The sequence below is a fragment of the Enterobacter cloacae complex sp. CARB60 genome, from assembly GCF_036487345.1.
Lineage (GTDB): Bacteria > Pseudomonadota > Gammaproteobacteria > Enterobacterales > Enterobacteriaceae > Enterobacter > Enterobacter asburiae_D.
Genome location: NZ_JAZKLC010000002.1, coordinates 4,688,550 through 4,713,201 on the forward strand (window position 1 = coordinate 4,688,550; position 24,652 = coordinate 4,713,201).

Below are 24,652 nucleotides of genomic sequence, written 5' to 3' on the forward strand. Positions count from 1 at the left end.
AGCGTCACGATGATAATGTTCTGATTAGATTGGAAAAATCTTCTTTTATGTCGTGGCTTTCTTCGCGTAACTGCTCAATCTTGCGACAGGCGTGCAGCACGGTCGTATGGTCACGGCCACCAAACGCATCCCCGATTTCCGGCAGACTGTGGTTGGTTAACTCCTTAGCCAGCGCCATCGCCATCTGACGCGGACGCGCCACCGAGCGGGAACGACGTTTAGACAGTAAATCTGCCACTTTGATCTTGTAGTACTCAGCCACCGTCTTTTGAATATTGTCGATAGTGACCAGTTTTTCCTGCAATGCCAGCAAATCTCGCAGCGCTTCACGCACAAAATCGATGGTGATCGCACGACCGGTGAAGTTGGCATTGGCGATAACGCGGTTCAGTGCCCCTTCCAGCTCACGCACGTTGGAGCGCAGACGCTTGGCAATGAAAAACGCCACTTCGCCCGGCAGGCGAATGTCGTTTTCATCGGCTTTCTTCATCAGGATCGCGACGCGGGTTTCCAGCTCCGGTGGCTCGATCGCCACGGTCAGGCCCCAGCCGAAGCGGGATTTCAGACGATCTTCAACGCCGTTGATCTCTTTTGGATAACGATCCGAGGTCAAAATGATCTGCTGATTGCCTTCCAGCAGGGCATTGAAGGTGTGGAAAAACTCTTCCTGCGATCGTTCTTTATTGGCAAAGAACTGAATGTCATCAATGAGCAGCGCGTCAACAGAACGATAGTAGCGTTTAAACTCTTCGATCGCATTGTTTTGCAGGGCTTTTACCATGTCCTGAACGAAGCGTTCGGAGTGCATATACACCACTTTGGCATTGGGCTTGCGCGCCATAATGCCGTTGCCCACCGCATGCAGCAGGTGCGTTTTACCCAGGCCCGTGCCGCCATAAAGGAACAGCGGGTTGTAGGCCCCACCGGGATTATCAGCAACCTGACGAGCCGCCGCGCGCGCCAGCTGGTTCGACTTACCTTCAACGAAGTTATCGAACGTGTGTTTCACGTTGACGTTAGAGCGGTAGGTTGGCTCAGCCGGTGCAGGGACATTATCCCAGCCCTGACGAGCGGGTGCGACGCGAGGGGCCGGAGCAGGAGCAGCCTGAGCAGGCGCTGCTACGTTCACGGTTTCACGAACGGTTTGGGTGACCGGCTTTGTGCCCACTTCAAAGCGCAGCTGCGGGGCATCTGACCCGCAGAAATCGTTTAGCAGTCCATTGATGTTATTAAGGTACTTGTCCCTTACCCAATCGAGCACAAAACGGTTTGGCGCATACAAAGCCAGCGTGTTATCGCTCAGTTCCGCCTGCAACGGGCGGATCCACATACTGAATTCTGTGGCTGGTAACTCATCCTGCAATCGGGCAAGACACTGCTGCCAAAGCGAAAGTGACACGGCGGACTCCACTCGAACAATAAAAGAAAACTTATTGAATATTCATGATTGTTGGCGCACATCGACATGACCCTGTGTAAAGGGGGACGTGCGAATTGCTATCTGCAATTTATCCTGACCAGGATCCTGGGATCCCGATCGGGACCGCGGATCATAGCCTAAACTGAGCCAGAGATCTTCTGTTTCTCACAGATTCTTCCCGATTTATCCACAGGAAGATCCGAAACCGGGTAAGTGTAAACGATCCTGCCGCGAGTGCCCCGCGATTTAGTCCGCATATTGGAAAAATTAATGAGCAAAGACAATTTATTGCTTAAATGATCTAACGAAGATCCGGGACGATCCTTGCGCTTTATCGTCGAGCCCGTATAATCCTCGACCCGGCGCGTGATGCTCATCTTCCTGCGTCGTCCGTTGCTCATTTTCCACGCGAAAACGTGCGGAAATACGCGGGAAATAAGGAAAGAGAATTGACTCCGGAGTGTACAATTATTACAATCCGGCCTCTTTAATCACCCACGCTGAGGCGTTAGTCGTTCGAAACTCGTTCGGGTATACGCAAAAGTCAGTGAATTTATTCAAGTTTAGGTAGAAATCGCCATGAAACGCACTTTTCAACCGTCTGTACTGAAGCGCAACCGTTCTCACGGCTTCCGTGCTCGTATGGCTACTAAAAATGGTCGTCAGGTTCTGGCACGTCGTCGTGCTAAAGGCCGCGCTCGTCTGACCGTTTCCAAGTAATAAAGCTAACCCCTGAGTGGTTAAGCTAGCATTTCCCAGGGAGTTACGTTTGTTAACTCCCGCTCATTTCACTTTCGTCTTCCAGCAGCCACTACGGGCTGGCACGCCGCAAATCACCATCCTCGGCCGCCAAAATTCGCTGGGGCATCCCCGCATCGGTCTCACAGTCGCCAAGAAAAATGTTAAACGTGCGCATGAACGCAATCGGATTAAACGTCTGACGCGTGAAAGCTTCCGTTTACGTCAGCACGAACTGCCTTCAATGGATTTCGTGGTGGTGGCGAAGAAAGGGGTTGCCGACCTCGATAACCGTGCTCTCTCGGAAGCGTTGGAAAAATTATGGCGCCGCCACTGTCGCCTGGCTCACGGGTCCTGATAGCCCTCATTCGGGTCTATCAACGCCTGATTAGTCCGCTACTCGGGCCGCACTGCCGTTTCACACCAACATGCTCAAGCTACGGAATTGAGGCATTGCGCAGGTTTGGAGTGATAAAAGGCAGTTGGTTGACGGTGAAACGCGTATTAAAATGCCACCCTTTACACCCCGGTGGAGACGACCCCGTCCCCCCAGGACCCTTTGATACCAGAGAACACTAACGATGGATTCGCAACGCAATCTTCTTATCATCGCTTTGTTGTTCGTGTCTTTCATGATCTGGCAGGCATGGGAGCAGGATAAAAATCCTCAACCCCAGCAGCAGACCACGCAGACTACGACCACCGCAGCGGGTAGCGCCGCCGACCAGGGCGTACCGGCCAGTGGCCAGGGGAAACAGATTACGGTTAAGACCGATGTGCTTGAGCTGACAATCAACACCCGTGGTGGTGATGTTGAGCAGGCGCTGCTGTTGACCTACCCGAAAGAGCTGAAGTCTAACGAACCGTTCCAGTTACTGGAAACCACGCCTGAGTTTATCTACCAGGCGCAGAGCGGCCTGACCGGTCGTGATGGCCCGGATAACCCGGCTAACGGTGCGCGTCCACTGTATACCGTCGAGAGCGACACCTTTGTGCTGGCTGATGGTCAGAACGAACTCGCAATCCCGATGACCTACACCGACGCCGCAGGCAACACCTTCACCAAAACCTTCACCCTGAAACGCGGTGAATATGCGGTGAATGTGGGCTACAGCGTACAGAACGCCAGTGCGAAACCGCTGGAACTGTCGACCTTTGGCCAGCTGAAGCAGTCCATCAATCTGCCGTCTCACCGTGACACCGGAAGCAGCAACTTTGCGCTGCATACCTTCCGTGGCGCGGCGTACTCCACGCCAGACGCGAAGTATGAGAAATACAAATTCGACACCATTGCCGATAACGAAAACCTGAACGTCAGCGCTAAAGGCGGTTGGGTGGCAATGCTGCAGCAGTATTTCGCTACTGCGTGGGTGCCAAATAACGACGGTACCAACAACTTCTATACCGCGAACCTGGGTAACGGTCTTGCAGCCATCGGCTACAAATCTCAGCCGGTTCTGGTTCAGCCGGGTCAAACCGGTAAGATGGCAAGCACCCTGTGGGTCGGTCCGGAAATTCAGGACAAAATGGCCGCTGTTGCGCCGCACCTGGATCTGACCGTCGATTACGGTTGGTTGTGGTTCATCTCTCAGCCGCTGTTTAAGCTGCTGAAGTTCATCCACAGCTTCCTGGGTAACTGGGGCTTCTCCATCATCGTTATCACCTTCATCGTTCGTGGCATCATGTACCCGCTGACTAAAGCGCAGTACACCTCCATGGCGAAGATGCGTATGCTGCAGCCGAAGATTGCGGCGATGCGTGAGCGTCTGGGCGATGACAAACAGCGCCAGAGCCAGGAAATGATGGCCCTGTATAAAGCAGAGAAAGTAAACCCACTGGGTGGTTGCTTCCCGCTGCTGATTCAGATGCCAATCTTCCTTGCGCTGTACTACATGCTGATGGGTTCCGTTGAGCTGCGCCACGCGCCGTTCGCACTGTGGATCCATGACCTGTCCGCACAGGACCCGTACTACATCCTGCCGATCCTGATGGGCGTGACGATGTTCTTCATCCAGAAGATGTCGCCGACCACCGTGACCGACCCGATGCAGCAGAAGATCATGACCTTTATGCCGGTCATCTTCACCGTGTTCTTCCTGTGGTTCCCGTCAGGTCTGGTGCTGTACTATATCGTCAGCAACCTGGTGACCATCATCCAGCAGCAGCTGATTTACCGTGGTCTGGAAAAACGTGGCCTGCATAGCCGCGAAAAGAAAAAGTCCTGATTCGGTAAGTTAACGCTAAAATAAGGGCGGTCGATTGACCGCCTTTTTTATTTGTATTGAACGAGACCAACCATGAGCCATAACGACACTATCGTCGCCCAGGCAACCCCACCGGGACGCGGTGGTGTAGGCATTCTGCGTATCTCCGGCCTGAAGGCGCGCGAGGTGGCCGAAGCGGTGCTGGGTAAACTGCCAAAGCCGCGCTACGCTGATTACCTGCCGTTTAAAGACACCGACGGCACGCCGCTGGACCAGGGCATTGCGCTGTGGTTCCCCGGCCCGAACTCCTTCACCGGCGAAGACGTGCTGGAGCTGCAGGGCCACGGCGGCCCGGTTATCCTCGACCTGCTGTTAAAACGTATTCTGACCCTGCCAGGCCTGCGCATTGCGAAGCCGGGCGAGTTCTCCGAGCGTGCTTTCCTCAACGACAAGCTCGACCTGGCGCAGGCAGAAGCGATTGCAGACCTGATCGACGCCAGTTCCGAACAGGCGGCCCGCTCCGCGCTTAACTCGCTGCAGGGTGCATTCTCAGCCCGCGTAAATCACCTTGTGGAAGCACTTACTCACCTTAGGATCTACGTGGAAGCGGCTATCGACTTCCCGGATGAGGAGATCGACTTCCTCTCAGACGGTAAAATCGAAGCGCAGCTCAACCAGGTGATGAACGATCTCGACGCCGTGCGTGCCGAAGCACGCCAGGGCAGCCTCCTGCGTGAAGGGATGAAAGTGGTGATTGCCGGACGTCCTAACGCCGGGAAATCGAGCCTGCTGAACGCCCTGGCGGGCCGTGAAGCGGCGATCGTGACCGACATTGCCGGCACCACCCGCGACGTGCTGCGCGAGCATATCCACATCGACGGGATGCCGCTGCATATTATCGACACAGCGGGCCTGCGCGATGCCAGCGACGAGGTTGAACGCATTGGTATCGAACGCGCCTGGCAGGAGATCGAGCAGGCCGACCGCGTGCTGTTTATGGTGGACGGTACAACGACCGACGCCGTGGACCCGGCTGAGATCTGGCCAGACTTTATCGCCCGTCTGCCAGCTAAGCTGCCGATCACCGTGGTGCGTAACAAAGCAGACGTGACGGGCGAAACGCTGGGCATCAGCGATGTGAATGGTCACTCACTTATTCGCCTGTCGGCGCGTACCGGTGAGGGCGTGGACGACCTGCGCAACCACCTCAAGCAGAGCATGGGTTTTGACACCAGCATGGAAGGCGGCTTCCTGGCGCGTCGTCGTCACCTGCAGGCGCTGGAAGAGGCGGCGAACCACCTTGTTCAGGGTAAAGCGCAGCTGATCGGCGCGTGGGCGGGCGAGCTGCTGGCGGAAGAGCTGCGCCTGGCGCAGCAGAATCTGAGCGAGATCACCGGAGAGTTTACGTCGGACGATCTGCTGGGAAGGATCTTCTCAAGCTTCTGTATTGGTAAATAACTACCGCTGATTAATGGTGATTTCCTCCCAGGAAATCACCATTGTCCAAATGGCAACTCGCCTAATCCCTTTTCACCCCCTATCCTGCATGCCTGCATCTATGGGGGGTTTATGGCGCGTTTTCTGTTTTGTAGTTTCGCATTAGTTCTGCTTTATCCGTCTGGTATTGATATGTATCTGGTGGGATTACCGCATATCGCCCGCGATCTGGGCGCCAGCGAGGCTCAGCTGCACATCGCGTTTTCGGCCTACCTCGCGGGGATGGCGTCGTCGATGGTGTTTGCCGGGAAGATCGCGGATAAAGCAGGCCGTCAGCCTGTCGCCATAACGGGTGCCATCATTTTTGCCCTGGCCTCTCTTCTCTGCTCACAGGCGCAGAACAGCACCGTGTTCCTGACCGGACGGTTTATCCAGGGCATTGGAGCCGGTGGCTGTTACGTCGTCGCTTTTGCCATTTTGCGCGACACCCTAAGCGCTCAGCGTCGCGCTAAAGTGCTTTCGATGCTGAACGGTATTACCTGCATCATCCCGGTGCTGGCCCCGGTCGTGGGATACCTGATCATGCTGAAATTCCCGTGGCAGAGCCTGTTCTGGACCATGGCGGCGATGGGCACGCTGGTGTTTATCCTGTCCATCACCGTGCTGAAAGAGACCCACCCGGGCTCGCAGAATACCGGTCATACCCCAACGATTCACCCAGCCGAGAAGCTGCTTAACCGCTTTTTCCTCAGTCGTCTGGCCGTGACCACGTTAAGCGTGGCGGTGATCCTGACCTATGTAAACGTTTCCCCGGTTTTACTGATGGAAACCATGGGCTTCGATCGGGGTGAGTATTCAACGGTGATGGCATTAACCGCCATGGTCAGTATGGCGGTCTCGTTCTCCACTCCGTTTGCGCTAAATGTCTTCAGCCAGCGCGTGTTAATGCTGACCTCACAGGTTTTATTCCTCACGGCGGGCGTGCTCCTGGCGACCGCCAGCTCACATGCGGTGATGCTGGTGGGTATTACCCTCATTTGTGCCGGGTTCTCGGTTGGCTTTGGCGTGGCGATGAGTCAGGCGCTTGGCCCCTTCTCGCTGCGGGCAGGCGTGGCAAGCTCGGTGCTGGGGATTGCGCAGGTCTGCGGCTCATCTCTGTGGATTTGGCTGGCGGCGGTCATCGGGCTTAACGCGCTGAATATGCTGATCGGGGTTCTGATTGGCTGTAGCATACTGTGCATTACCTTACTTATGGTCATCCGGCCCGCGGCGAATTATGAAGAAGCCCATCAGCAGTCTCGATCTTAACCTGTTGCTGTGCCTGCAGCTTTTGCTGCAGGAGCGCAGCGTCACCAAAGCCGCGAAGCGGATGAACGTGACGCCGTCGGCGGTGAGTAAATCACTGGCCAAGCTGCGCGACTGGTTTGACGACCCGCTGTTTGTCAAAACGCCGTTAGGGCTGCTGCCAACCCCGCTGACGGTAAGCCTGGAGCAGGATCTGGCCGAGTGGATGCAAATCGGCAACCAGATCCTCGATAAATTCCACCATGATTCGCCAGGCGGGCTGACGTTCGTGCTGGCAGCCGAAACGCCGTTGATGCTGATCCGCTTTAACGCCCTGCTGGAGCAGGTGAACCAGCGCTATCCGCAGGCTACGGTGAAGATGCGTCACTGGGATTACGATTCGCTGGATGCCATTACGCGTGGAGAGGTGGATCTTGGCTTTACCGGCCGAGAAACGCATCCGCGCTCCCGTGAGCTGCTGAAGCTGTTGCCGTGGTTTATCGACTACGAGATCCTGTTTAGTGACCGCCCCTGCGTGTATCTGCGTGAGGATCACCCCGCGCTTCAGGATGAATGGAACCTCGAAACCTTCCTGCGCTATCCGCATATCAGTATCTTCTGGGAACGCAGCGACACCTGGGCGCTGGACGAAGTGCTAAAGGAGATGGGTCGAGAGAGAAATATCGCCATGTGCCTGCCGGGCTTTGAGCAGTCGATGTTTATGGCAGCCCAGCCCGGGCATAACTATATCGCCACGGCTCCGCACTACTGCCACCACTACAATCAACTCCACCAGCGGAAGCTGATCGCGCTGCCTATTCCCATTGATGAAGCGCAGGCTGAAAAGCTTACCGTTCCCTTCACGCTGATCTGGCATAAACGGAACAGCCATAATCCGAAAATCCTCTGGCTGCGGGAGACCATCAAGGCGCTGTACGGTGCCAGCGATCCAATTTTTGCCTAAGAAAATGTAAAGTTCGGTCCTAAGGCTTCTCTTACTCCCATTTACTGATTAAAACAGGAGTCAAGTTAAGCGATAATCATGTAACCGTTTAACCGATTACGACCATTATCAAGGAGCGAAAAATGGCTACGCACTTTGCAAGAGGGATACTTACGGAAGGACGTCTCGTATCGGCAAGAATTTCTTCAGCCTGTCACAGTGAAGCACTCACTCTCCCGGAGCACCGCAGAACGCGGTTTTTAGCGTCCAGAGCGCTTCTCGCAGAACTGCTGTTTATGCTGTACGGCACCAGCGAGCTGCCGGACATCATTACCCAACCCGAAGGCCGCCCGGTCTTTGCCGACCCGGATCTCCCTCGTTTTTCGATTGCCTACGCGGGCAATATCATTGGCGTCGCGCTGACCACCGAAGGGGATTGTGGGCTCGACATGGAGCTTCAGCGCGCGACGCGCAGCTTCCATGGCGGTAATGCGCATGAAGACTATCCGCTCTCCAGCAATGAGAAGCTGTGGGTACGCAACCAGAACGATCCTGTCGAAGCCAGAGCCCAGCTCATTACCTTGCGCCAGAGCATTCGCAAACTCTGTGGATGCGCCTCAGACGACGCCAGCCTGCTGCAGCTGCTGCCAGGCTCCGGACGTCTGCGTGCCACCCAGGCCACGCTGGTAGAGGCGCTCAGTGACGCAGAGGATGTGCTCATTTGGTCCATTGCGGTTACCCCCGCCATCGAACGCATGAAAATATGGGAATTTGACAGTCAACAGGGATGGCGTAGCCTTCCTGATGTGCCCGAGCGCGCCAACGAGCCCGCCGCACGCCTGATGCGTTTAACCAGTTTACCGGCAGAAAAAGCATTCACCCTTAGCTGATCCAATCAGGGTCATCATGATGAAACAGGAGTAATCATGTCTGATACGTTGAAAGTAGTTACGTTACTGGGAAGCCTGCGCAAAGGTTCATTTAACGGGATGGTTGCCCGCACGCTGCCACAGCTGGCACCGGCAGGAATGGAAATTAGCGCCCTGCCGTCTATTGGCGATATTCCGCTGTATGATGCAGATGTCCAGCAGGAAGAGGGTTTCCCGCAAAGCGTTGAGGCACTGGCAGAGCAGATCCGCCAGGCCGACGGCGTGGTCATCGTCACGCCGGAGTATAACTACTCGGTTCCGGGTGGCCTGAAGAATGCCATCGACTGGCTGTCCCGTTTACCCGAGCAGCCGCTGTCCGGCAAACCGGTTCTGATCCAGACCAGCTCAATGGGCGCGATTGGCGGCGCGCGCTGCCAGTATCATCTGCGCCAGATCCTGGTATTCCTGGATGCGATGGTGATGAACAAGCCGGAATTTATGGGCGGTGTGATTCAGAACAAAGTCGACCCGCAAACGGGTGAAGTGGTGGATCAGAGCACGCGCGATCATCTGTCTGGCCAGCTGACGGCGTTTGGGGATTATATTAAGCGGGTTAAAGCCTGATAAAAAAGCCCGGTGGCGCTAGCGCTTACCGGGCCTACACTCGTCAGTAGGTCAGGTAAGCGAAGCGCCACCTGACACCACAAACCGCACCTTAGTGCGCGTCAATAAACACAATCTTCAGCACAAACAGCAACGCCACAATGATGACGCACGGGCTGAGGTCGCGGAAGCGGCCGGTACCGATCTTCATTACGCAGTAAGAGATAAAGCCCAGCGCGATACCTTCGGTAATCGAAAAGCTGAACGGCATCATCACGGCGGTAATAAACGCCGGCACCGCTTCGGTTAAATCATCCCACTTCACGCGTGACAGGCTGGAGGTCATCAGCACACCCACATAGATCAGCGCGCCGGCTGCCGCATACGGAGGAACCATACCCGCCAGCGGAGAGAGGAAGATCACCAGCAGGAACAGAATACCCACGACCACCGCCGTCAGGCCGGTACGTCCGCCCACGGACACGCCGGAAGAAGATTCAATGTACGCGGTAACGGACGAGGTTCCGATAAAAGCACCGGTCACAGAGGAGACGCTGTCCACAAACAGCGCCTGCTTCATGCGCGGGAATTTCCCTTTTTCATCCGCCAGACCCGCTTTGTCGGTCACGCCAATCAGCGTACCGGACGAGTCAAACAGGTTGACCAGCATGAAGGAGAAAATCACGCCCGCCAGGCCCAGGTTCAGGGAACCTGCCAGATCGACGTGACCAATCACGGTAGAGACGCTCGGCGGCGCGGAGACGATACCGTTATAGTGAACGTCGCCCAGCATCCAGCCCAGCAGGGTGGTGACCACGATGGACACCAGCACCGCCGCGTGAATATTGCGGGAAGCCAGGATCGCGATAATAAAGAAGCCCAGCACGCCCAGCAGCACGTTATGTGAGGTCAGGTGACCGATGCTGACCAGCGTGTCCGGGTTCGCCACGATAACGCCGGCGTTTTTCAGCCCCATCATACCGATGAACAAACCAATACCGCTGGTGATGCCCACGCGCAGGCTCACAGGAATGTTCGCAATCATCCAGTAACGCACGCGGAAAATGGTCAGCAGCAGCAGGCCAACCGCGCCCCAGAAGATAGCGCCCATGCCAACCTGCCACGGCAGACCCATCGCCTGAACGACCACGAACGCGAAGAACGCATTCAGGCCCATCGCCGGTGCCAGCGCAACCGGCAGGTTAGCGAACACACCCATCAGAATGCTGCCAAGGGCCGCAATCAGGCAGGTGGTTACAAAGACGGCGCTGGTATCCATGCCAGCAACGCCCAGAATTTGAGGGTTCACAAAAACGATATAGACCATCGTCAGGAAGGTGGTGAAACCAGCGATCACTTCGGTGCGTGCCGTTGTGCCGTGCTCGCGCAGTTTGAAAACGCGCTCAAGCAGACCCTGACCAGACGTCTGGGTAGTGTGTTGTTGACTCATCATCAATTTCCGAACAAGGAGGGAAAATTCGTCGCTATCCTATACCAAAATGCGACAATAGTGGCGGTTACGTGATACTTTTTTCATTGATTTTGCTTATACGGCAACGATTGCGTCCCGGTGAACTACCGTACGTAAACGTTAAACTTGTTAAAAGGGAAAGGCATGTCCGGAATTGAAGCGGTATTTTTCGACTGCGACGGTACGCTGGTCGACAGTGAGGTCATTTGTTCCCGCGCGTATGTCACTATGTTCCAGGAATTTGGCATTACGCTGGAACTCGAAGAGGTGTTTAAACGCTTTAAGGGCGTGAAGCTCTACGAGATCATCGACATTATTAACGAAGAACACGGTGTGAATCTGGCTAAAGCCGATCTGGAACCGGTGTACCGCGCCGAGGTCGCACGCCTGTTCGACTCCGAGCTGGAGGTTATCTCCGGGGCTAACGCATTGCTGGATGCGATGACGGTGCCAATCTGCGTCGTCTCTAACGGCCCGGTCAGCAAAATGCAGCACTCGCTCGGCAAGCTTGAGATGTTGCACCATTTCCCGGAAAAACTGTTCAGCGGCTACGATATCCAGCGCTGGAAGCCAGACCCGGCGCTGATGTTCCATGCGGCAGAAGCGATGAACGTTAACGTAGAGAACTGCATCCTGGTGGATGACTCGTCTGCGGGTGCGCAATCGGGGATTGATGCGGGGATGGAGGTGTTTTACTTCTGCGCCGATCCGCACAACAAGCCGATCGATCATCCAAACGTGACGACCTTTACCGATCTGGCGCAGTTGCCTGAATTGTGGAAAGCACGCGGGTGGAATATAACTCGCTGAAAAAACAAAGCCGGATGGCGCTAGCGCTTATCCGGCCTACAAGACTCGTAGGGCGGGTAAGCGTTAGCGTCACCCGCCACAAACATCACTCTTTCGGATCTTTACCCGCCAGCAGCTTGTCCAGCTCGTCGCCGCCCACGTGACGGAAGTCCTGACCTTTCACGAAGTAGAAAATGTATTCGCAAATGTTCTGGCAGCGGTCGCCGATACGCTCGATGGAGCGCGCGCAGAACAGGGCAGTCAGTACGCTTGGGATGGTACGGGAATCTTCCATCATGTAGGTCATCAGCTGACGCACGATGCCTTCATACTCCTGGTCGACCTTCTTGTCTTCACGGTAGATACGCACCGCTTCGTCCAGATCCATACGCGCAAAGGCATCCAGCACGTCGTGCAGCATCTGCACGGTGTGGCGGCCCAGCGACTCCAGGCTCACCAGCAGCGGCTGGTGCTGCTGAGAGAACTTCTCCAGCGCGGTGCGGCAGATTTTATCCGCAACGTCACCAATACGCTCCAGCTCGGCGATAGTTTTGATGATCGCCATCACCAGACGCAGGTCGCTCGCCGTCGGCTGACGTTTCGCAATAATGCGCACGCAGGCCTCGTCGATAGCGACTTCCATCATGTTGACGTTTTTGTCGCCTTCAATGACGCGCTTCGCCAGTTCGCTGTCCTGGTTGTGCATTGCCGTAATCGCATCAGAAAGCTGCTGCTCAACCATGCCGCCCATGGTCATCACCTGCGTGCGAATGCTTTCCAGCTCTGCGTTGAACTGGCCTGAAATGTGTTTATTAAGATTGAGGTTGTCCATGGTTTCTCCACATGCACTAAGGCAAATCAACCGTAGCGGCCAGTAATATAATCTTCGGTTTGTTTCTTCGCGGGCCTGGTGAACAGCGCGTCCGTATCGCTGAACTCAATCAACTCGCCCAGGTACATAAACGCCGTGTGATCGGAACAACGTGCAGCCTGCTGCATGTTGTGGGTCACGATAACCACGGTGTAATCCTGCTTCAGCTCGGTGATCAGCTCTTCAATACGGCCGGTTGAGATCGGGTCCAGCGCTGAACACGGCTCATCCAGCAGCAACACTTCCGGGCGAATAGCAATACCGCGCGCAATGCACAGACGCTGCTGCTGGCCACCGGAGAGAGAGTAACCGCTCTGGTGCAACTTATCTTTGGTTTCGTTCCATAATGCGGCCTTGGTCAAAGCCCACTGTACGCGCTCGTCCATATCGGCACGGGAGAGCTTTTCGAACAGGCGAACGCCAAAGGCGATGTTGTCATAAATGGACATCGGGAACGGCGTTGGTTTCTGGAACACCATCCCCACTTTGGCGCGCAGCAGGGCGATATCCTGAGCCTGGGTCAGAATGTTTTCGCCGTCCAGGATGATTTCACCTTCAGCGCGCTGCTCCGGATAGAGCGAATACATTTTGTTAAAGGTACGCAGCAGCGTGGATTTTCCACAGCCGGACGGACCGATAAATGCCGTGACCTGGTTCTTGGCGATATCCAGGTTGATGTTCTTCAGGGCATGGAATTTGCCGTAGTAGAAGTTCAAATCACGAACCTGAATCTTACCCGGGGCAGTATCAACCATACTCATTGACTCATTTCCTCATTCGGCGCCGCGAGCTGCCGCGCCGTAAAAAATTAACCGTGTTTCTTCTTCGCGAAAATGACGCGCGCCAGAATGTTCAGCAACAGTACGCAAAGGGTAATGATCAGCACCCCGGCCCAGGCCAGCTGCTGCCATTCCGCGAATGGGCTCATCGCAAATTTAAAGATCGTCACCGGCAGGTTGGCGATCGGCTGCATCATGTCCGTGCTCCAGAACTGATTGGAGAGAGACGTAAACAGCAGCGGCGCCGTTTCACCCGCAATACGCGCAACCGCCAGCAGGATACCGGTCATGATCCCGGAGATGGATGCTTTGAGCGTAATCGCAGAGATCATCTTCCATTTCGGCGTACCCAGCGCATAAGCCGCTTCACGCAGGCTGTCCGGCACCAGTTTCAGCATGTTCTCGGTGGTACGAATAACAATCGGCACCTGCAGCAGCGCCAGTGCAATCACACCCGCCCAGCCGGAGAAGTGTTCCATCTGCGCCACCACCACGGTGTAAACAAACAGACCTACCACGATAGACGGGGCAGACAGCAGAATGTCGTTGATGAAGCGAATGACTTCCGCCAGCCAGGATTTACGACCGTATTCTGCCAGGTAGATGCCCGCCATGATGCCCAGCGGCGTGCCGAAGACCGTCGCCCAGAGGATCAGCAGGCCGCTGCCCGCCAGGGCATTCGCCAGGCCACCACCCGCCGTGTTCGGCGGCGGCGTCATTTCGGTGAACAGCGACAGTGACATCCCGTCAATCCCGCGAACGACCGTCGAGAAGAGGATCCAGACCAGCCAGAACAGGCCGAATGCCATCGTCGCCATAGAGAGCGACAGGGCAATACGGTTTTTTATGCGGCGTCTGGCCTGCATTTTGCGGCGGGATTCCGCCAGTTCAGCGGTAGCTTGCATTTCGAGAGTGGCCATTAGCGTGCTCCCTCATTTTTAGCGAGGCGCATAATCATCAGCTTGGAAATCGCCAGAACAATGAAGGTGATAACGAACAGAATCAGACCCAGCTCCATCAGCGCCGCCACGTGCAGCCCCGATTCCGCTTCGGCAAATTCATTCGCCAGCGCCGAGGTAATACTGTTACCCGGCATGTAGAGCGACACGCTGTCGAGCTGGTAGGTGTTACCGATGATAAAGGTGACCGCCATGGTTTCACCCAGCGCACGACCTAAGCCCAGCATCACGCCCCCGATCACCCCATTTTTGGTGAACGGAAGGACAATGCGCCAGATTACTTCCCAGGTAGTACAGCCGATGCCGTAGGCCGACTCTTTCATCATCACCGGCGTTTGTTCGAAGACATCGCGCATAACCGCCGCAATGTACGGAATTATCATGATGGCGAGGATCACACCTGCCGCCAGAATGCCGATACCGAAAGCCGGGCCAGAGAACAGGGCCCCCACAAACGGAATGGCTGAAAGAACGTTACCGACCGGTTCCTGGAAGTATGTGGCGAACAGCGGAGCAAAGATGAACAGGCCCCACATGCCGTAAACGATACTCGGAATAGCGGCCAGCAGTTCGATGGCAATACCCAGCGGGCGTCGCAGCCAGCCCGGCGCCAGCTCCGTCAGGAACAGGGCAATACCAAAGCTCACCGGAACGGCAATCAGAAGGGCGATGAACGAGGTCACCAGCGTGCCGTAAATCGGCACCAGGGCACCGTAGATGTCGTTCGGCGCGTCCCACTCTTTGGTCCACAGGAAGGAGAAACCGAATTTCTGGATGCTCGGCCATGAGGAGAAAATCAGAGACACGATAATGCCGCCCAGCAGCAATAGCACAATCAGCGCAGCCAGTTTTACCAGCGCGCTGAAAATCATGTCACCTTTTTTACCCGGAGGGTTAAATGCAGGCTTGGTTGCAGCCATAAATTACTCTTCTGTTTGAGACGTTTTTACGAATATGCCCGGTGGCGCTGACGCTTACCGGGCCTACAGCTTAAACCGTAGGGCGGGTAAGCGCAGCGCCACCCGCCATCTTCGTTAAATATATCCTGTTAGTACAGCGCTTTACCGCTGCTGTCTTTCACGTTGGTTTTCCATGCAGCACGAATCTGCTCAACCACGCTGTCCGGCAGGGTGGCGTAATCCAGGGCGTTAGCCTGTTTGCCGCCGTTTTTGTACGCCCAGTCGAAGAACTTCAGCACTTCGGTACCCTGCTCAGGTTTCTTCTGCTCTTTGTGAACCAGGATGAAGGTAGTAGAGGTGATTGGCCATGCACCTTCGCCTTTCTGGTTAGTCAGATCCTGCGCGAACGATTTGCTCCAGTCAGCGCCTTTCGCTGCGTTAGCAAAGTTCTCTTCGGTCGGGCTAACCGGTTTGCCGTCGGCTGAAACCAGTTTGGTGTAGGACAGGTTGTTCTGCTTAGCGTACGCATACTCTACGTAACCAATTGAGCCAGGCAGACGCTGTACGAACGCGGCGATACCGTCGTTACCTTTACCGCCCAGACCGGTTGGCCAGTTAACGGTAGAGCCGGAGCCGACTTTAGATTTCCACTCTTCGTTCACTTTTGCCAGGTAGCTGGTGAACACGAAAGAGGTACCGGAACCATCCGCGCGGCGAACCACGGCGATGTTCTGAGAAGGCAGCTTCAGGCCTGGGTTGAGTTTAGCGATCGCTTCGTCATCCCATTTTTTGATTTTGCCCAGGTAGATGTCACCCAGGGTTTTGCCGTCCAGCACCAGCTCACCCGACTTCACGCCCGGCAGGTTGATGGCCAGGACTACGCCACCGATCACGGTCGGGAACTGGAACAGGCCTTCCTGAGCCAGTTTGTCATCAGACAGCGGAGCGTCTGATGCGCCGAAATCAACCGTGTTCGCGGTAATTTGTTTAACGCCACCGGAGGAGCCGATACCCTGATAGTTAACCTTGTTACCGGTTTCTTTCTGGTAGGTATCCGCCCATTTGGCATACACCGGCGCAGGGAAGGTTGCACCAGCGCCAGTCAGGCTTGCTTCTGCAAATACAGAGAACGCGCTCAGAGATAAGGTCGCGGCGACAACAGTTGCGACAGTGGTACGCATAACTTTCATAATGTCTCCTGCAAGATTTTCGTAAATCGTTGTTTAGTGGCTACGATGAGCAAAATAGGACAAACAGGTGACAGATAAATGTACGAATTATGACAGTTTTATGACAACGGAAATTTCACTTAAAAATCAGCAAAAGAAAGCTTAATTTTCATCGCGTTAGCCACTTTTATGACAAGACGTTTTCAGAAATATTTTCTTTATATGACACTGAAAAAAGTAGCTGAAGATGACAAATTGTCATTATTAAAAACGAGAAAGGATTGATTAAAAACAAACCGGGCGGGATAAAAAAGCTCCACCCGAAGGTGGAGCCTGAAGGGATTATTCTACGGTAACCGATTTCGCCAGGTTACGCGGCTGGTCAACGTCGGTGCCTTTGATCAGCGCAACGTGATAGGCCAGCAGCTGCAGCGGAACGGTGTAGAAGATTGGCGCAATCACCTCTTCCACATGCGGCATCTCGATGATGTGCATGTTGTCATTGCTGACAAAACCGGCATCTTTGTCGGCGAAGACGTACAGTACGCCGCCGCGGGCGCGGACTTCTTCGATGTTAGACTTCAGTTTTTCCAGCAGTTCGTTGTTTGGTGCCACAACGATGACCGGCATATCCGCGTCAATCAGCGCCAGCGGGCCGTGTTTCAGCTCGCCTGCCGCATAGGCTTCAGCATGAATGTAGGAAATCTCTTTCAGCTTCAGCGCGCCTTCCAGCGCAATCGGATACTGATCGCCACGACCCAGGAACAGGGCGTGATGTTTGTCAGAGAAATCTTCCGCCAGCGCTTCAATGCGTTTGTCCTGAGACAGCATCTGCTCAATACGGCTCGGCAGCGCCTGCAGGCCGTGAACGATGTCGTGCTCAACGGAAGCATCTTCGCCTTTCAGACGCGCCAGCTTCGCCACCAGCATCAGCAGAACGGTCAGCTGAGTGGTAAACGCTTTGGTGGAGGCCACGCCGATTTCGGTACCCGCATTGGTCATCAGCGCCAGATCGGATTCACGCACCAGCGATGAGCCAGGAACGTTACAGATGGCCAGCGAGCCCAGGTAACCCAGCTCTTTAGAGAGACGCAGCGCGGCCAGCGTATCCGCCGTTTCGCCAGACTGGGAAAGGGTGATCATCAGGCTGTTACGACGCACCGCGGATTTGCGATAGCGGAATTCAGACGCGATTTCCACATCGCACGGCACGCCCGCCAGGGATTCAAACCAGTAGCGAGAAACCATACCGGAGTTGTAGGAGGTGCCGCAGGCCACGATCTGAATATGCTCAACTTTACCGAGCAGTTCGTTCGCGTTTGCGCCCAGCTCGCTCAGATCCACTTCACCGTGGCTGATGCGCCCGGTCAGGGTGTTTTTGATGGCGTTTGGCTGTTCGTAAATCTCTTTCTGCATGTAGTGACGGTAAGCGCCTTTGTCGCCCGCGTCGTACTGCAGATTCGATTCGATCTCCTGACGTTTCACCTGCTCGCCTTTGGTATCGAATACGGTCACGCTGCGGCGAGTCACTTCCGCGATATCACCCTCTTCGAGGAAGATAAAGCGACGGGTAACCGGCAGGAGCGCCAGCTGGTCAGAGGCGATGAAGTTTTCGCCCATGCCCAGACCGATAACCATCGGGCTACCGGAACGCGCGGCCAGCAGCGTGGACGGGTCGCGGGAATCCATGATCACCGTACCGTACGCACCGCGCAGCTGAGGGATAGCGCGCAGCACCGCATCACGCAGCGTGCCGCCCTGCTCCAGCTCCCAGTGCACCAGGTGAGCAATCACTTCGGTGTCAGTTTCAGAGACGAAGGTGTAGCCGCGCGCTTTCAGTTCTTCGCGCAGCGGTTCGTGGTTTTCGATAATGCCGTTGTGTACGACCACGATGTGTTCAGACACATGCGGGTGCGCGTTACCTTCAGACGGTTCGCCGTGCGTCGCCCAGCGGGTGTGTGCAATACCGGTACCACCGTGCAGCGGATGTTCTTCCGCGGCCTGGGCCAGCATCTGCACTTTACCGAGACGACGCAGACGGGTCATATGACCTTCTGCATCAACGACAGCCAGACCGGCTGAGTCGTAACCACGGTATTCCAGACGACGTAAACCTTCGAGAAGGATTTCAGCAATATCACGCTGCGCAACTGCGCCAACAATTCCACACATAATTTTAGATTCCGAATTTAGGCATTATGCCTGCGTTGTCGCTGACCTGTATTTGCCCTTTCCGGGCGCCCCGAGCCTTGTAGAGAGTGGGGTTATTTTTATGGGTACTGCTTGTGGGGGGAGATATATATTTATCTCCTCACCCGGGTTTGCCTGATGACGGCTATGCCTTATCAGGCCTACTCAATCGTAGGGCGGGTAAGCGTAGCGCCACCCGCCTTGTTGTTACTTTTTCTTCACCGGGCGCTTCCAGCCCAGCTTGCTGACCTGCGGAACGCGGCTTAACACCAGCTCGTTCTCGGCCACATCGCGCGTCACGGTTGTTCCGGCGGCAATGGTCACCCCGTTACCCACGGTAACAGGCGCCACCAGCTGCGTATCGGAGCCAACGAACACGTCGTCACCGATGATGGTTTTAAACTTATTCGCGCCGTCATAGTTACAGGTAATAGTCCCTGCACCAATATTCACGTTATTGCCAATTTCCGCGTCGCCAAGATAGGTCAGATGACCGGCTTTCGAGCCTTTACCCAGACGCGCTTTTTTCATTTCCACGAAGTTACCCACGTGAGCGCCTTCCAGCAGCTCAGCGCCCGGGCGCAGACGCGCAAACGGGCCGATGGTACAGGCTGCATCCAGACGGGCATCTTCCACCACGCTGTACGGGCTGATTTCGCAGTCATCACCGATGACACTATTTTTAATCACGCAGCCGGCGCCAATTTTGACGCGATTGCCCAGCGTGACGTGACCTTCGAGAATAACGTTAGTATCAATTTCAACGTCACGCCCGTGAGATAACGAACCACGCAGATCGAAACGCGCCGGATCGCGCAGCATCACGCCCGCCAGCAGCAGTTTTTCGGCCTGCTCGGACTGATAAATACGCTCAAGACGGGAAAGCTGAAGGCGGTTGTTTACGCCGTCCGTTTCGCTGATGCGCGCCGGATGAACGGCGGCAATTTCACGCCCTTCGTGGTACGCCATCGCAATGATGTCGGTGATGTAGTATTCACCCTGCGCGTTGTTGTTGTTGAGTTTGGACAGCCAGCGCTTCATATCCGCGCCATTGGCAATCAGGATACCGGTGTTGATCTCCTGAATCTGGCGCTGTTCGTCGCTGGCATCTTTATGCTCAACAATACCCGTGACGTTGCCGTTTTCACGGGTGATGCGGCCATAACCGCTTGGATCGTCCAGCACGACGGTCAATAAACCGATACCACCCTGCGGTTTGGCTTCACGCAGGCGAGTCAGGGTTTCAACGGAGATCAGCGGGACATCGCCGTAGAGCATCAAAATGTCTTCGTCATCCGCAAAGAAAGGCGCTGCCTGCTGCATCGCATGGCCTGTACCCAGCTGTTCGGCCTGAAGCACCCAGTTGAGCTTGTCATCGCTCAGCGTCTTTTTAAGCAGATCGCCGCCGTGGCCGTAGACCAGGTGGACCTGACTGGCACCCAGTTCATTCGCTGCATCAATGACATGCTGCACCATTGGCTTTCCTGCAAGCGTGTGGAGCACCTTAGGCAGATCGGAATACATGCGGGTCCCTTTGCCAGCGGCAAGGATCACCACGCTCATCGCACTGTTTGACATACGCATCCTGACGGTAGTTTGAGTGTGAAGTAAAAACGTTTGATGCTTAAAATTCTACATCTTTTTAATCATGAATTAAGGCCCAAAAAAAAAGCCAGCCTGGTATCCAGACTGGCTTTTGTGCTTTTCAAGCCGGTGTTACATCGCTTTTTTGGTCAACTCGATAACGCGCAGTTTCGCGATCGCTTTGGCCAGCTCCGCAGACGCCTGAGCGTAATCCACGTCACCATGAGAGCTACTAATGTGCTCTTCAGCCTTACGCTTCGATTCCAGGGCTCGCGCTTCGTCGAGATCCTGGCCACGGATAGCGGTATCGGCCAGAACGGTCACACTGCCAGGCTGCACTTCAAGAATGCCGCCGGACAGATAGATAAACTCTTCGTGACCGAACTGTTTAACGATGCGGATCATACCAGGCTTAATGGCGGTGAGCAGCGGTGCGTGGCCCGGGAAAATACCCAGTTCACCTTCACTACCCGTTACCTGGATTTTCTCGACCAGACCAGAGAACATTTGTTGCTCTGCGCTGACGACGTCCAGGTGGTAAGTCATTGCCATATCACCCTCCGATTAAGGCGTTAAAGTTTTTTGGCTTTTTCCACGGCTTCGTCGATGGAACCAACCATGTAGAACGCCTGCTCCGGCAGGTGATCGTATTCGCCTTCCATGATGCCTTTAAAGCCACGGATGGTGTCTTTCAGGGAAACGTATTTACCCGGAGAACCGGTGAATACTTCCGCAACGAAGAATGGCTGGGACAGGAAGCGCTGGATCTTACGCGCACGTGCTACCACCAGTTTGTCTTCTTCAGACAGTTCATCCATACCCAGGATGGCGATGATGTCTTTCAGTTCCTGGTAACGCTGCAGCAGGGACTGTACGCCACGCGCGGTGTCGTAGTGTTCCTGACCAACAACCAGTGGATCCAGCTGACGGCTGGTGGAGTCCAGCGGGTCAACGGCTGGGTAGATACCCAGAGACGCGATCTGACGGCTCAGTACCACGGTTGCATCTAAGTGCGCAAAGGTGGTTGCTGGAGATGGGTCAGTCAAGTCATCCGCAGGTACGTATACCGCCTGAACGGAGGTGATAGAACCGGTTTTGGTAGAGGTGATACGTTCCTGAAGAACACCCATCTCTTCCGCCAGCGTAGGCTGATAACCTACCGCTGAAGGCATACGACCCAGCAGTGCAGATACTTCCGTACCGGCCAGGGTGTAACGATAGATGTTATCAACGAACAGCAGAACGTCACGGCCTTCGTCACGGAACTTCTCAGCCATAGTCAGACCGGTCAGCGCAACGCGCAGACGGTTTCCTGGTGGCTCGTTCATCTGGCCGTAAACCAGGGAAACTTTGTCCAGAACGTTGGAGTCAGTCATTTCGTGGTAGAAGTCGTTACCCTCACGAGTACGCTCACCTACGCCCGCAAACACAGAGTAACCGGAGTGCTCGATCGCGATGTTACGGATCAGCTCCATCATGTTTACAGTTTTACCAACACCCGCACCACCGAACAGACCGACTTTACCGCCCTTCGCGAACGGACACATCAGGTCGATAACTTTGATACCGGTTTCCAGCAGTTCCTGAGAGCTGGACAGCTCTTCGTAGGAAGGTGCCGCGCGGTGGATAGCCCAACGCTCTTCTTCACCGATGTCGCCTTTCATGTCGATTGGTTGACCCAATACGTTCATGATACGACCCAGTGTTGCTTTACCTACCGGGACTTCGATCGGGTGCTCAAGGTCTTTAACTTCCAGACCACGACGCAGACCGTCGGAAGAACCCATCGCGATGGTACGCACGATACCGCCGCCGAGCTGCTGCTGAACTTCCAGCACCAGGCTCTCGTTACCATTCTGTACCTCAAGCGCGTCGTACACGCGTGGTACGGCGTCCTGAGGGAACTCGACGTCCACCACGGCGCCGATTACCTGGACAATCTTTCCAGTAGCCATCTTGAATCCTCTACGTAATTCGTAAACCTGGTTAAACCGCGGCGGCCCCCGAGACGATCTCGGTGAGTTCCTGAGTAATGCTGGCCTGACGAGCTTTGTTGTAAACCAACTGCAGCTCTTTAATCAGGCTGCCGCCATTATCGGTCGCGGCTTTCATCGCCACCATTCGTGCGGCCTGCTCGCTGGCCAGGTTTTCTACAACGCCCTGATAAACCTGAGATTCAACGTAACGACGCAGCAGGGTATCCAGCAGCGGTTTCGGATCGGGTTCATACAGGTAATCCCAGGCTTTTTGCTTCAGCTCGTCATCTTCTGATGCCGGTAACGGCAGCATCTGAGTGAGCGTTGGAACCTGAGACATGGTGTTAATGAATTTGTTGCTGACAACGTACAGTCTGTCCAGACGGCCTTCATCATAGGCCTGCAACATCACTTTAACCGGGCCGATCAGTTCGGACAGGGACGGGTTATCACCCATACCGGTCACCTGAGCGACAATGTTGCCACCAACGGAGTTAAAGAAAGAGACGCCTTTAGAGCCGATCATTGCGATATCGCACTGAACGCCTTTTTCAGACCATGCTTTCATATCCGCCAGCAGTTTTTTGAACAGGTTAATGTTCAAGCCGCCACACAGACCACGGTCGGTCGACACCACCAGGTAGCCCACGCGCTTAACGTCGCGTTCTTCCAGATAAGGGTGCTTATATTCCAGATTACCGTTTGCAAGGTGACCAATCACTTTGCGCATGGTTTCTGCATAAGGACGGCTGGCCGCCATGCGATCCTGCGATTTACGCATTTTGGAAGCGGCGACCATCTCCATCGCTTTAGTGATCTTTTGCGTGTTCTGGACGCTTGCGATCTTACTACGTATCTCTTTTGCGCCGGCCATGAGCTTCTCCTCAATGCCAGGCGGCTTGTCCTGAGACAAGCCGCCGGACGATTACCAGGATTGGGTTGCTTTGAAGGAATCGAGGATAGCTTTCAGCTTGCCTTCGATTTCGTCGTTATAGCCACCGGTCTGGTTGATCTCTTGCATCAGCGGAGCGTGATCACGGTCGACGTAAGCCAGCAGAGCGGCTTCGAAGCTACCGATTTTCGCCAGTTCCACATCTTCGAGGTAACCGCGTTCAGCCGCGAACAGTACCAGGCCCTGCTGAGCAACAGACATTGGTGCGTACTGTTTCTGCTTCAGCAGCTCGGTCACTTTCTGACCGTGGCTCAGCTGTTTACGGGTTGCTTCGTCCAGATCGGATGCGAACTGAGAGAACGCAGCCAGTTCACGATACTGTGCCAACGCGGTACGGATACCACCGGACAGTTTCTTGATGATCTTGGTCTGAGCAGCACCACCAACACGGGATACGGAGATACCCGGGTTAACCGCCGGACGAATACCGGAGTTAAACAGGTTGGTTTCCAGGAAGATCTGACCGTCGGTAATGGAGATTACGTTGGTCGGAACGAACGCAGAAACGTCACCCGCCTGGGTTTCAATGATCGGCAGAGCGGTCAGAGAGCCCGTTTTACCCTTCACTTCACCTTTGGTGAAGTTCTCGACGTATTCCGCGTTAACGCGGGAAGCACGCTCCAGCAGACGAGAGTGGAGGTAGAATACGTCGCCAGGGAACGCTTCACGTCCTGGTGGACGACGGAGCAGCAGGGAAACCTGACGATAAGCAACAGCCTGTTTAGACAGGTCATCGTATACGATCAGCGCATCTTCACCGCGGTCACGGAAGTATTCGCCCATTGCGCAACCGGCGTATGGCGCCAGGTATTGCAGTGCAGCGGATTCAGACGCAGTTGCTACCACAACGATGGTGTTAGACAGTGCGCCGTGCTCTTCCAGTTTACGAACCACGTTGGAAATGGTGGACGCTTTCTGGCCGATGGCCACGTACACGCATTTGATGCCGGAGTCACGCTGGTTGATGATGGCGTCGATTGCCATCGCGGTTTTACCGGTCTGACGGTCACCGATGATCAGTTCACGCTGACCACGACCGATTGGGATCATGGCATCAACGGACTTATAACCTGTCTGAACAGGCTGATCTACGGACTGACGGTCGATAACGCCTGGTGCGATAACTTCGATTGGGGAGAAGCCATCGTGCTCAACCGGACCTTTACCGTCGATTGGCGCACCCAGGGTGTTAACAACGCGACCCAGCAGGCCACGGCCAACCGGCACTTCCAGAATACGGCCAGTACACTTAACCTTCATGCCTTCGGCAAGGTCAGCGTATGGACCCATCACAACTGCACCTACGGAGTCGCGCTCCAGGTTCAGTGCGATAGCGTAACGGTTACCCGGCAGGGAAATCATCTCACCCTGCATACAATCGGCCAGGCCGTGGATGCGGATAACACCGTCACTTACAGAAACAATAGTACCTTCGTTGTGAGCTTCACTCACAACACTGAACTGAGCAATGCGCTGCTTGATCAGTTCGCTGATTTCGGTGGAATTCAGTTGCAT

23 protein-coding genes are annotated in these 24,652 nt (G+C 55.1%); 10 read left to right on the top strand and 13 right to left on the bottom strand.

Annotation, left to right across the window (positions count from 1 at the left end):
• Window positions 1-4 precede the first annotated feature (4 nt).
• Entirely contained in the window at window positions 5-1,399 is a 1,395-nt protein-coding gene (gene dnaA / locus V4835_RS23570; RefSeq protein WP_010426558.1) for a chromosomal replication initiator protein DnaA, read from the bottom strand.
• Between the two features lie 600 nt (window positions 1,400-1,999).
• Between dnaA and rpmH the strand changes: the two genes are divergently transcribed.
• From rpmH to V4835_RS23615, 9 genes are all read left to right on the top strand, one after another.
• Complete coding sequence (gene rpmH / locus V4835_RS23575; protein WP_000831330.1) at window positions 2,000-2,140, top strand: 50S ribosomal protein L34; 141 nt, start codon at window positions 2,000-2,002, stop codon at window positions 2,138-2,140.
• Window positions 2,141-2,156: 16 nt separating this feature from the next.
• Window positions 2,157-2,516 carry a ribonuclease P protein component gene (rnpA, locus tag V4835_RS23580; protein WP_032640303.1) on the top strand — a complete coding sequence of 120 codons (360 nt, stop codon included), beginning with the start codon at window positions 2,157-2,159 and terminating at the stop codon, window positions 2,514-2,516.
• A complete protein-coding gene (gene yidD, locus V4835_RS23585) occupies window positions 2,480-2,737 on the top strand; it encodes a membrane protein insertion efficiency factor YidD (RefSeq protein ID WP_001307474.1) in 258 nt (85 codons plus the stop codon). Before rnpA ends, yidD begins: the two co-directional genes overlap by 37 nt.
• 2 nt (window positions 2,738-2,739) lie before the next feature.
• Entirely contained in the window at window positions 2,740-4,383 is a 1,644-nt protein-coding gene (gene yidC / locus V4835_RS23590) for a membrane protein insertase YidC (RefSeq protein WP_029741445.1), read from the top strand.
• A gap of 72 nt (window positions 4,384-4,455) precedes the next feature.
• Complete coding sequence (gene mnmE / locus V4835_RS23595; RefSeq protein ID WP_023333930.1) at window positions 4,456-5,820, top strand: tRNA uridine-5-carboxymethylaminomethyl(34) synthesis GTPase MnmE; 1,365 nt, start codon at window positions 4,456-4,458, stop codon at window positions 5,818-5,820.
• Window positions 5,821-5,931: 111 nt separating this feature from the next.
• A complete protein-coding gene (locus V4835_RS23600) occupies window positions 5,932-7,107 on the top strand; it encodes an MFS transporter (protein WP_063145547.1) in 1,176 nt (391 codons plus the stop codon).
• Entirely contained in the window at window positions 7,076-8,047 is a 972-nt protein-coding gene (gene yidZ, locus V4835_RS23605) for an HTH-type transcriptional regulator YidZ (RefSeq protein WP_063145548.1), read from the top strand. The genes V4835_RS23600 and yidZ overlap by 32 nt, the downstream gene beginning before the upstream one ends.
• 122 nt (window positions 8,048-8,169) lie before the next feature.
• Entirely contained in the window at window positions 8,170-8,916 is a 747-nt protein-coding gene (locus V4835_RS23610; RefSeq protein ID WP_063145549.1) for a 4'-phosphopantetheinyl transferase family protein, read from the top strand.
• A 36-nt stretch (window positions 8,917-8,952) separates the two neighbouring features.
• Window positions 8,953-9,519: an NADPH-dependent FMN reductase gene (locus V4835_RS23615; protein WP_014833835.1), complete on the top strand. Its 567-nt coding sequence runs from the start codon at window positions 8,953-8,955 to the stop codon at window positions 9,517-9,519.
• Between the two features lie 91 nt (window positions 9,520-9,610).
• Here the strand turns inward: V4835_RS23615 and adeP are convergent, their stop codons facing one another.
• Window positions 9,611-10,948 carry an adenine permease AdeP gene (gene adeP / locus V4835_RS23620; protein WP_154816159.1) on the bottom strand — a complete coding sequence of 446 codons (1,338 nt, stop codon included), beginning with the start codon at window positions 10,946-10,948 and terminating at the stop codon, window positions 9,611-9,613.
• A 165-nt stretch (window positions 10,949-11,113) separates the two neighbouring features.
• Here adeP and yieH point away from each other — a divergent pair, with 165 nt between their 5' ends.
• Entirely contained in the window at window positions 11,114-11,779 is a 666-nt protein-coding gene (gene yieH, locus V4835_RS23625) for a 6-phosphogluconate phosphatase (protein ID WP_331413970.1), read from the top strand.
• Between the two features lie 85 nt (window positions 11,780-11,864).
• Here the strand turns inward: yieH and phoU are convergent, their stop codons facing one another.
• The 11 genes from phoU to atpA all read right to left on the bottom strand — a co-directional run bounded on the left by phoU (window position 11,865) and on the right by atpA (window position 24,652).
• Window positions 11,865-12,590 (bottom strand): phosphate signaling complex protein PhoU, encoded by a 726-nt coding sequence (gene phoU / locus V4835_RS23630; protein WP_008500182.1) that lies wholly within the window; start codon window positions 12,588-12,590, stop codon window positions 11,865-11,867.
• A 26-nt stretch (window positions 12,591-12,616) separates the two neighbouring features.
• Window positions 12,617-13,390, bottom strand: coding sequence for a phosphate ABC transporter ATP-binding protein PstB (gene pstB / locus V4835_RS23635; RefSeq protein WP_010426574.1), 774 nt, complete (start codon window positions 13,388-13,390; stop codon window positions 12,617-12,619).
• 47 nt (window positions 13,391-13,437) lie between these two features.
• Complete coding sequence (gene pstA, locus V4835_RS23640; RefSeq protein WP_063145552.1) at window positions 13,438-14,328, bottom strand: phosphate ABC transporter permease PstA; 891 nt, start codon at window positions 14,326-14,328, stop codon at window positions 13,438-13,440.
• On the bottom strand, window positions 14,328-15,287 hold the full coding sequence (gene pstC / locus V4835_RS23645; protein WP_023333924.1) for a phosphate ABC transporter permease PstC: 960 nt from the start codon (window positions 15,285-15,287) through the stop codon (window positions 14,328-14,330). Before pstC ends, pstA begins: the two co-directional genes overlap by 1 nt.
• A gap of 128 nt (window positions 15,288-15,415) precedes the next feature.
• On the bottom strand, window positions 15,416-16,456 hold the full coding sequence (gene pstS / locus V4835_RS23650) for a phosphate ABC transporter substrate-binding protein PstS (protein WP_063145553.1): 1,041 nt from the start codon (window positions 16,454-16,456) through the stop codon (window positions 15,416-15,418).
• A gap of 321 nt (window positions 16,457-16,777) precedes the next feature.
• Entirely contained in the window at window positions 16,778-18,607 is a 1,830-nt protein-coding gene (gene glmS / locus V4835_RS23655) for a glutamine--fructose-6-phosphate transaminase (isomerizing) (RefSeq protein ID WP_331413971.1), read from the bottom strand.
• A gap of 225 nt (window positions 18,608-18,832) precedes the next feature.
• Window positions 18,833-20,203 (bottom strand): bifunctional UDP-N-acetylglucosamine diphosphorylase/glucosamine-1-phosphate N-acetyltransferase GlmU, encoded by a 1,371-nt coding sequence (gene glmU / locus V4835_RS23660; RefSeq protein ID WP_331413973.1) that lies wholly within the window; start codon window positions 20,201-20,203, stop codon window positions 18,833-18,835.
• A 138-nt stretch (window positions 20,204-20,341) separates the two neighbouring features.
• Window positions 20,342-20,761 carry a F0F1 ATP synthase subunit epsilon gene (locus tag V4835_RS23665; RefSeq protein ID WP_006177560.1) on the bottom strand — a complete coding sequence of 140 codons (420 nt, stop codon included), beginning with the start codon at window positions 20,759-20,761 and terminating at the stop codon, window positions 20,342-20,344.
• A gap of 20 nt (window positions 20,762-20,781) precedes the next feature.
• Window positions 20,782-22,164, bottom strand: a complete 1,383-nt coding sequence (gene atpD, locus V4835_RS23670) for a F0F1 ATP synthase subunit beta (RefSeq protein WP_006177559.1) — start codon at window positions 22,162-22,164, stop codon at window positions 20,782-20,784.
• Window positions 22,165-22,195: 31 nt separating this feature from the next.
• Window positions 22,196-23,059 carry a F0F1 ATP synthase subunit gamma gene (gene atpG, locus V4835_RS23675; RefSeq protein ID WP_008500191.1) on the bottom strand — a complete coding sequence of 288 codons (864 nt, stop codon included), beginning with the start codon at window positions 23,057-23,059 and terminating at the stop codon, window positions 22,196-22,198.
• A gap of 51 nt (window positions 23,060-23,110) precedes the next feature.
• The gene (gene atpA, locus V4835_RS23680) at window positions 23,111-24,652 is read right to left on the bottom strand and encodes a F0F1 ATP synthase subunit alpha (protein ID WP_006808751.1); all 1,542 of its coding nucleotides are present in this window, start codon (window positions 24,650-24,652) and stop codon (window positions 23,111-23,113) included.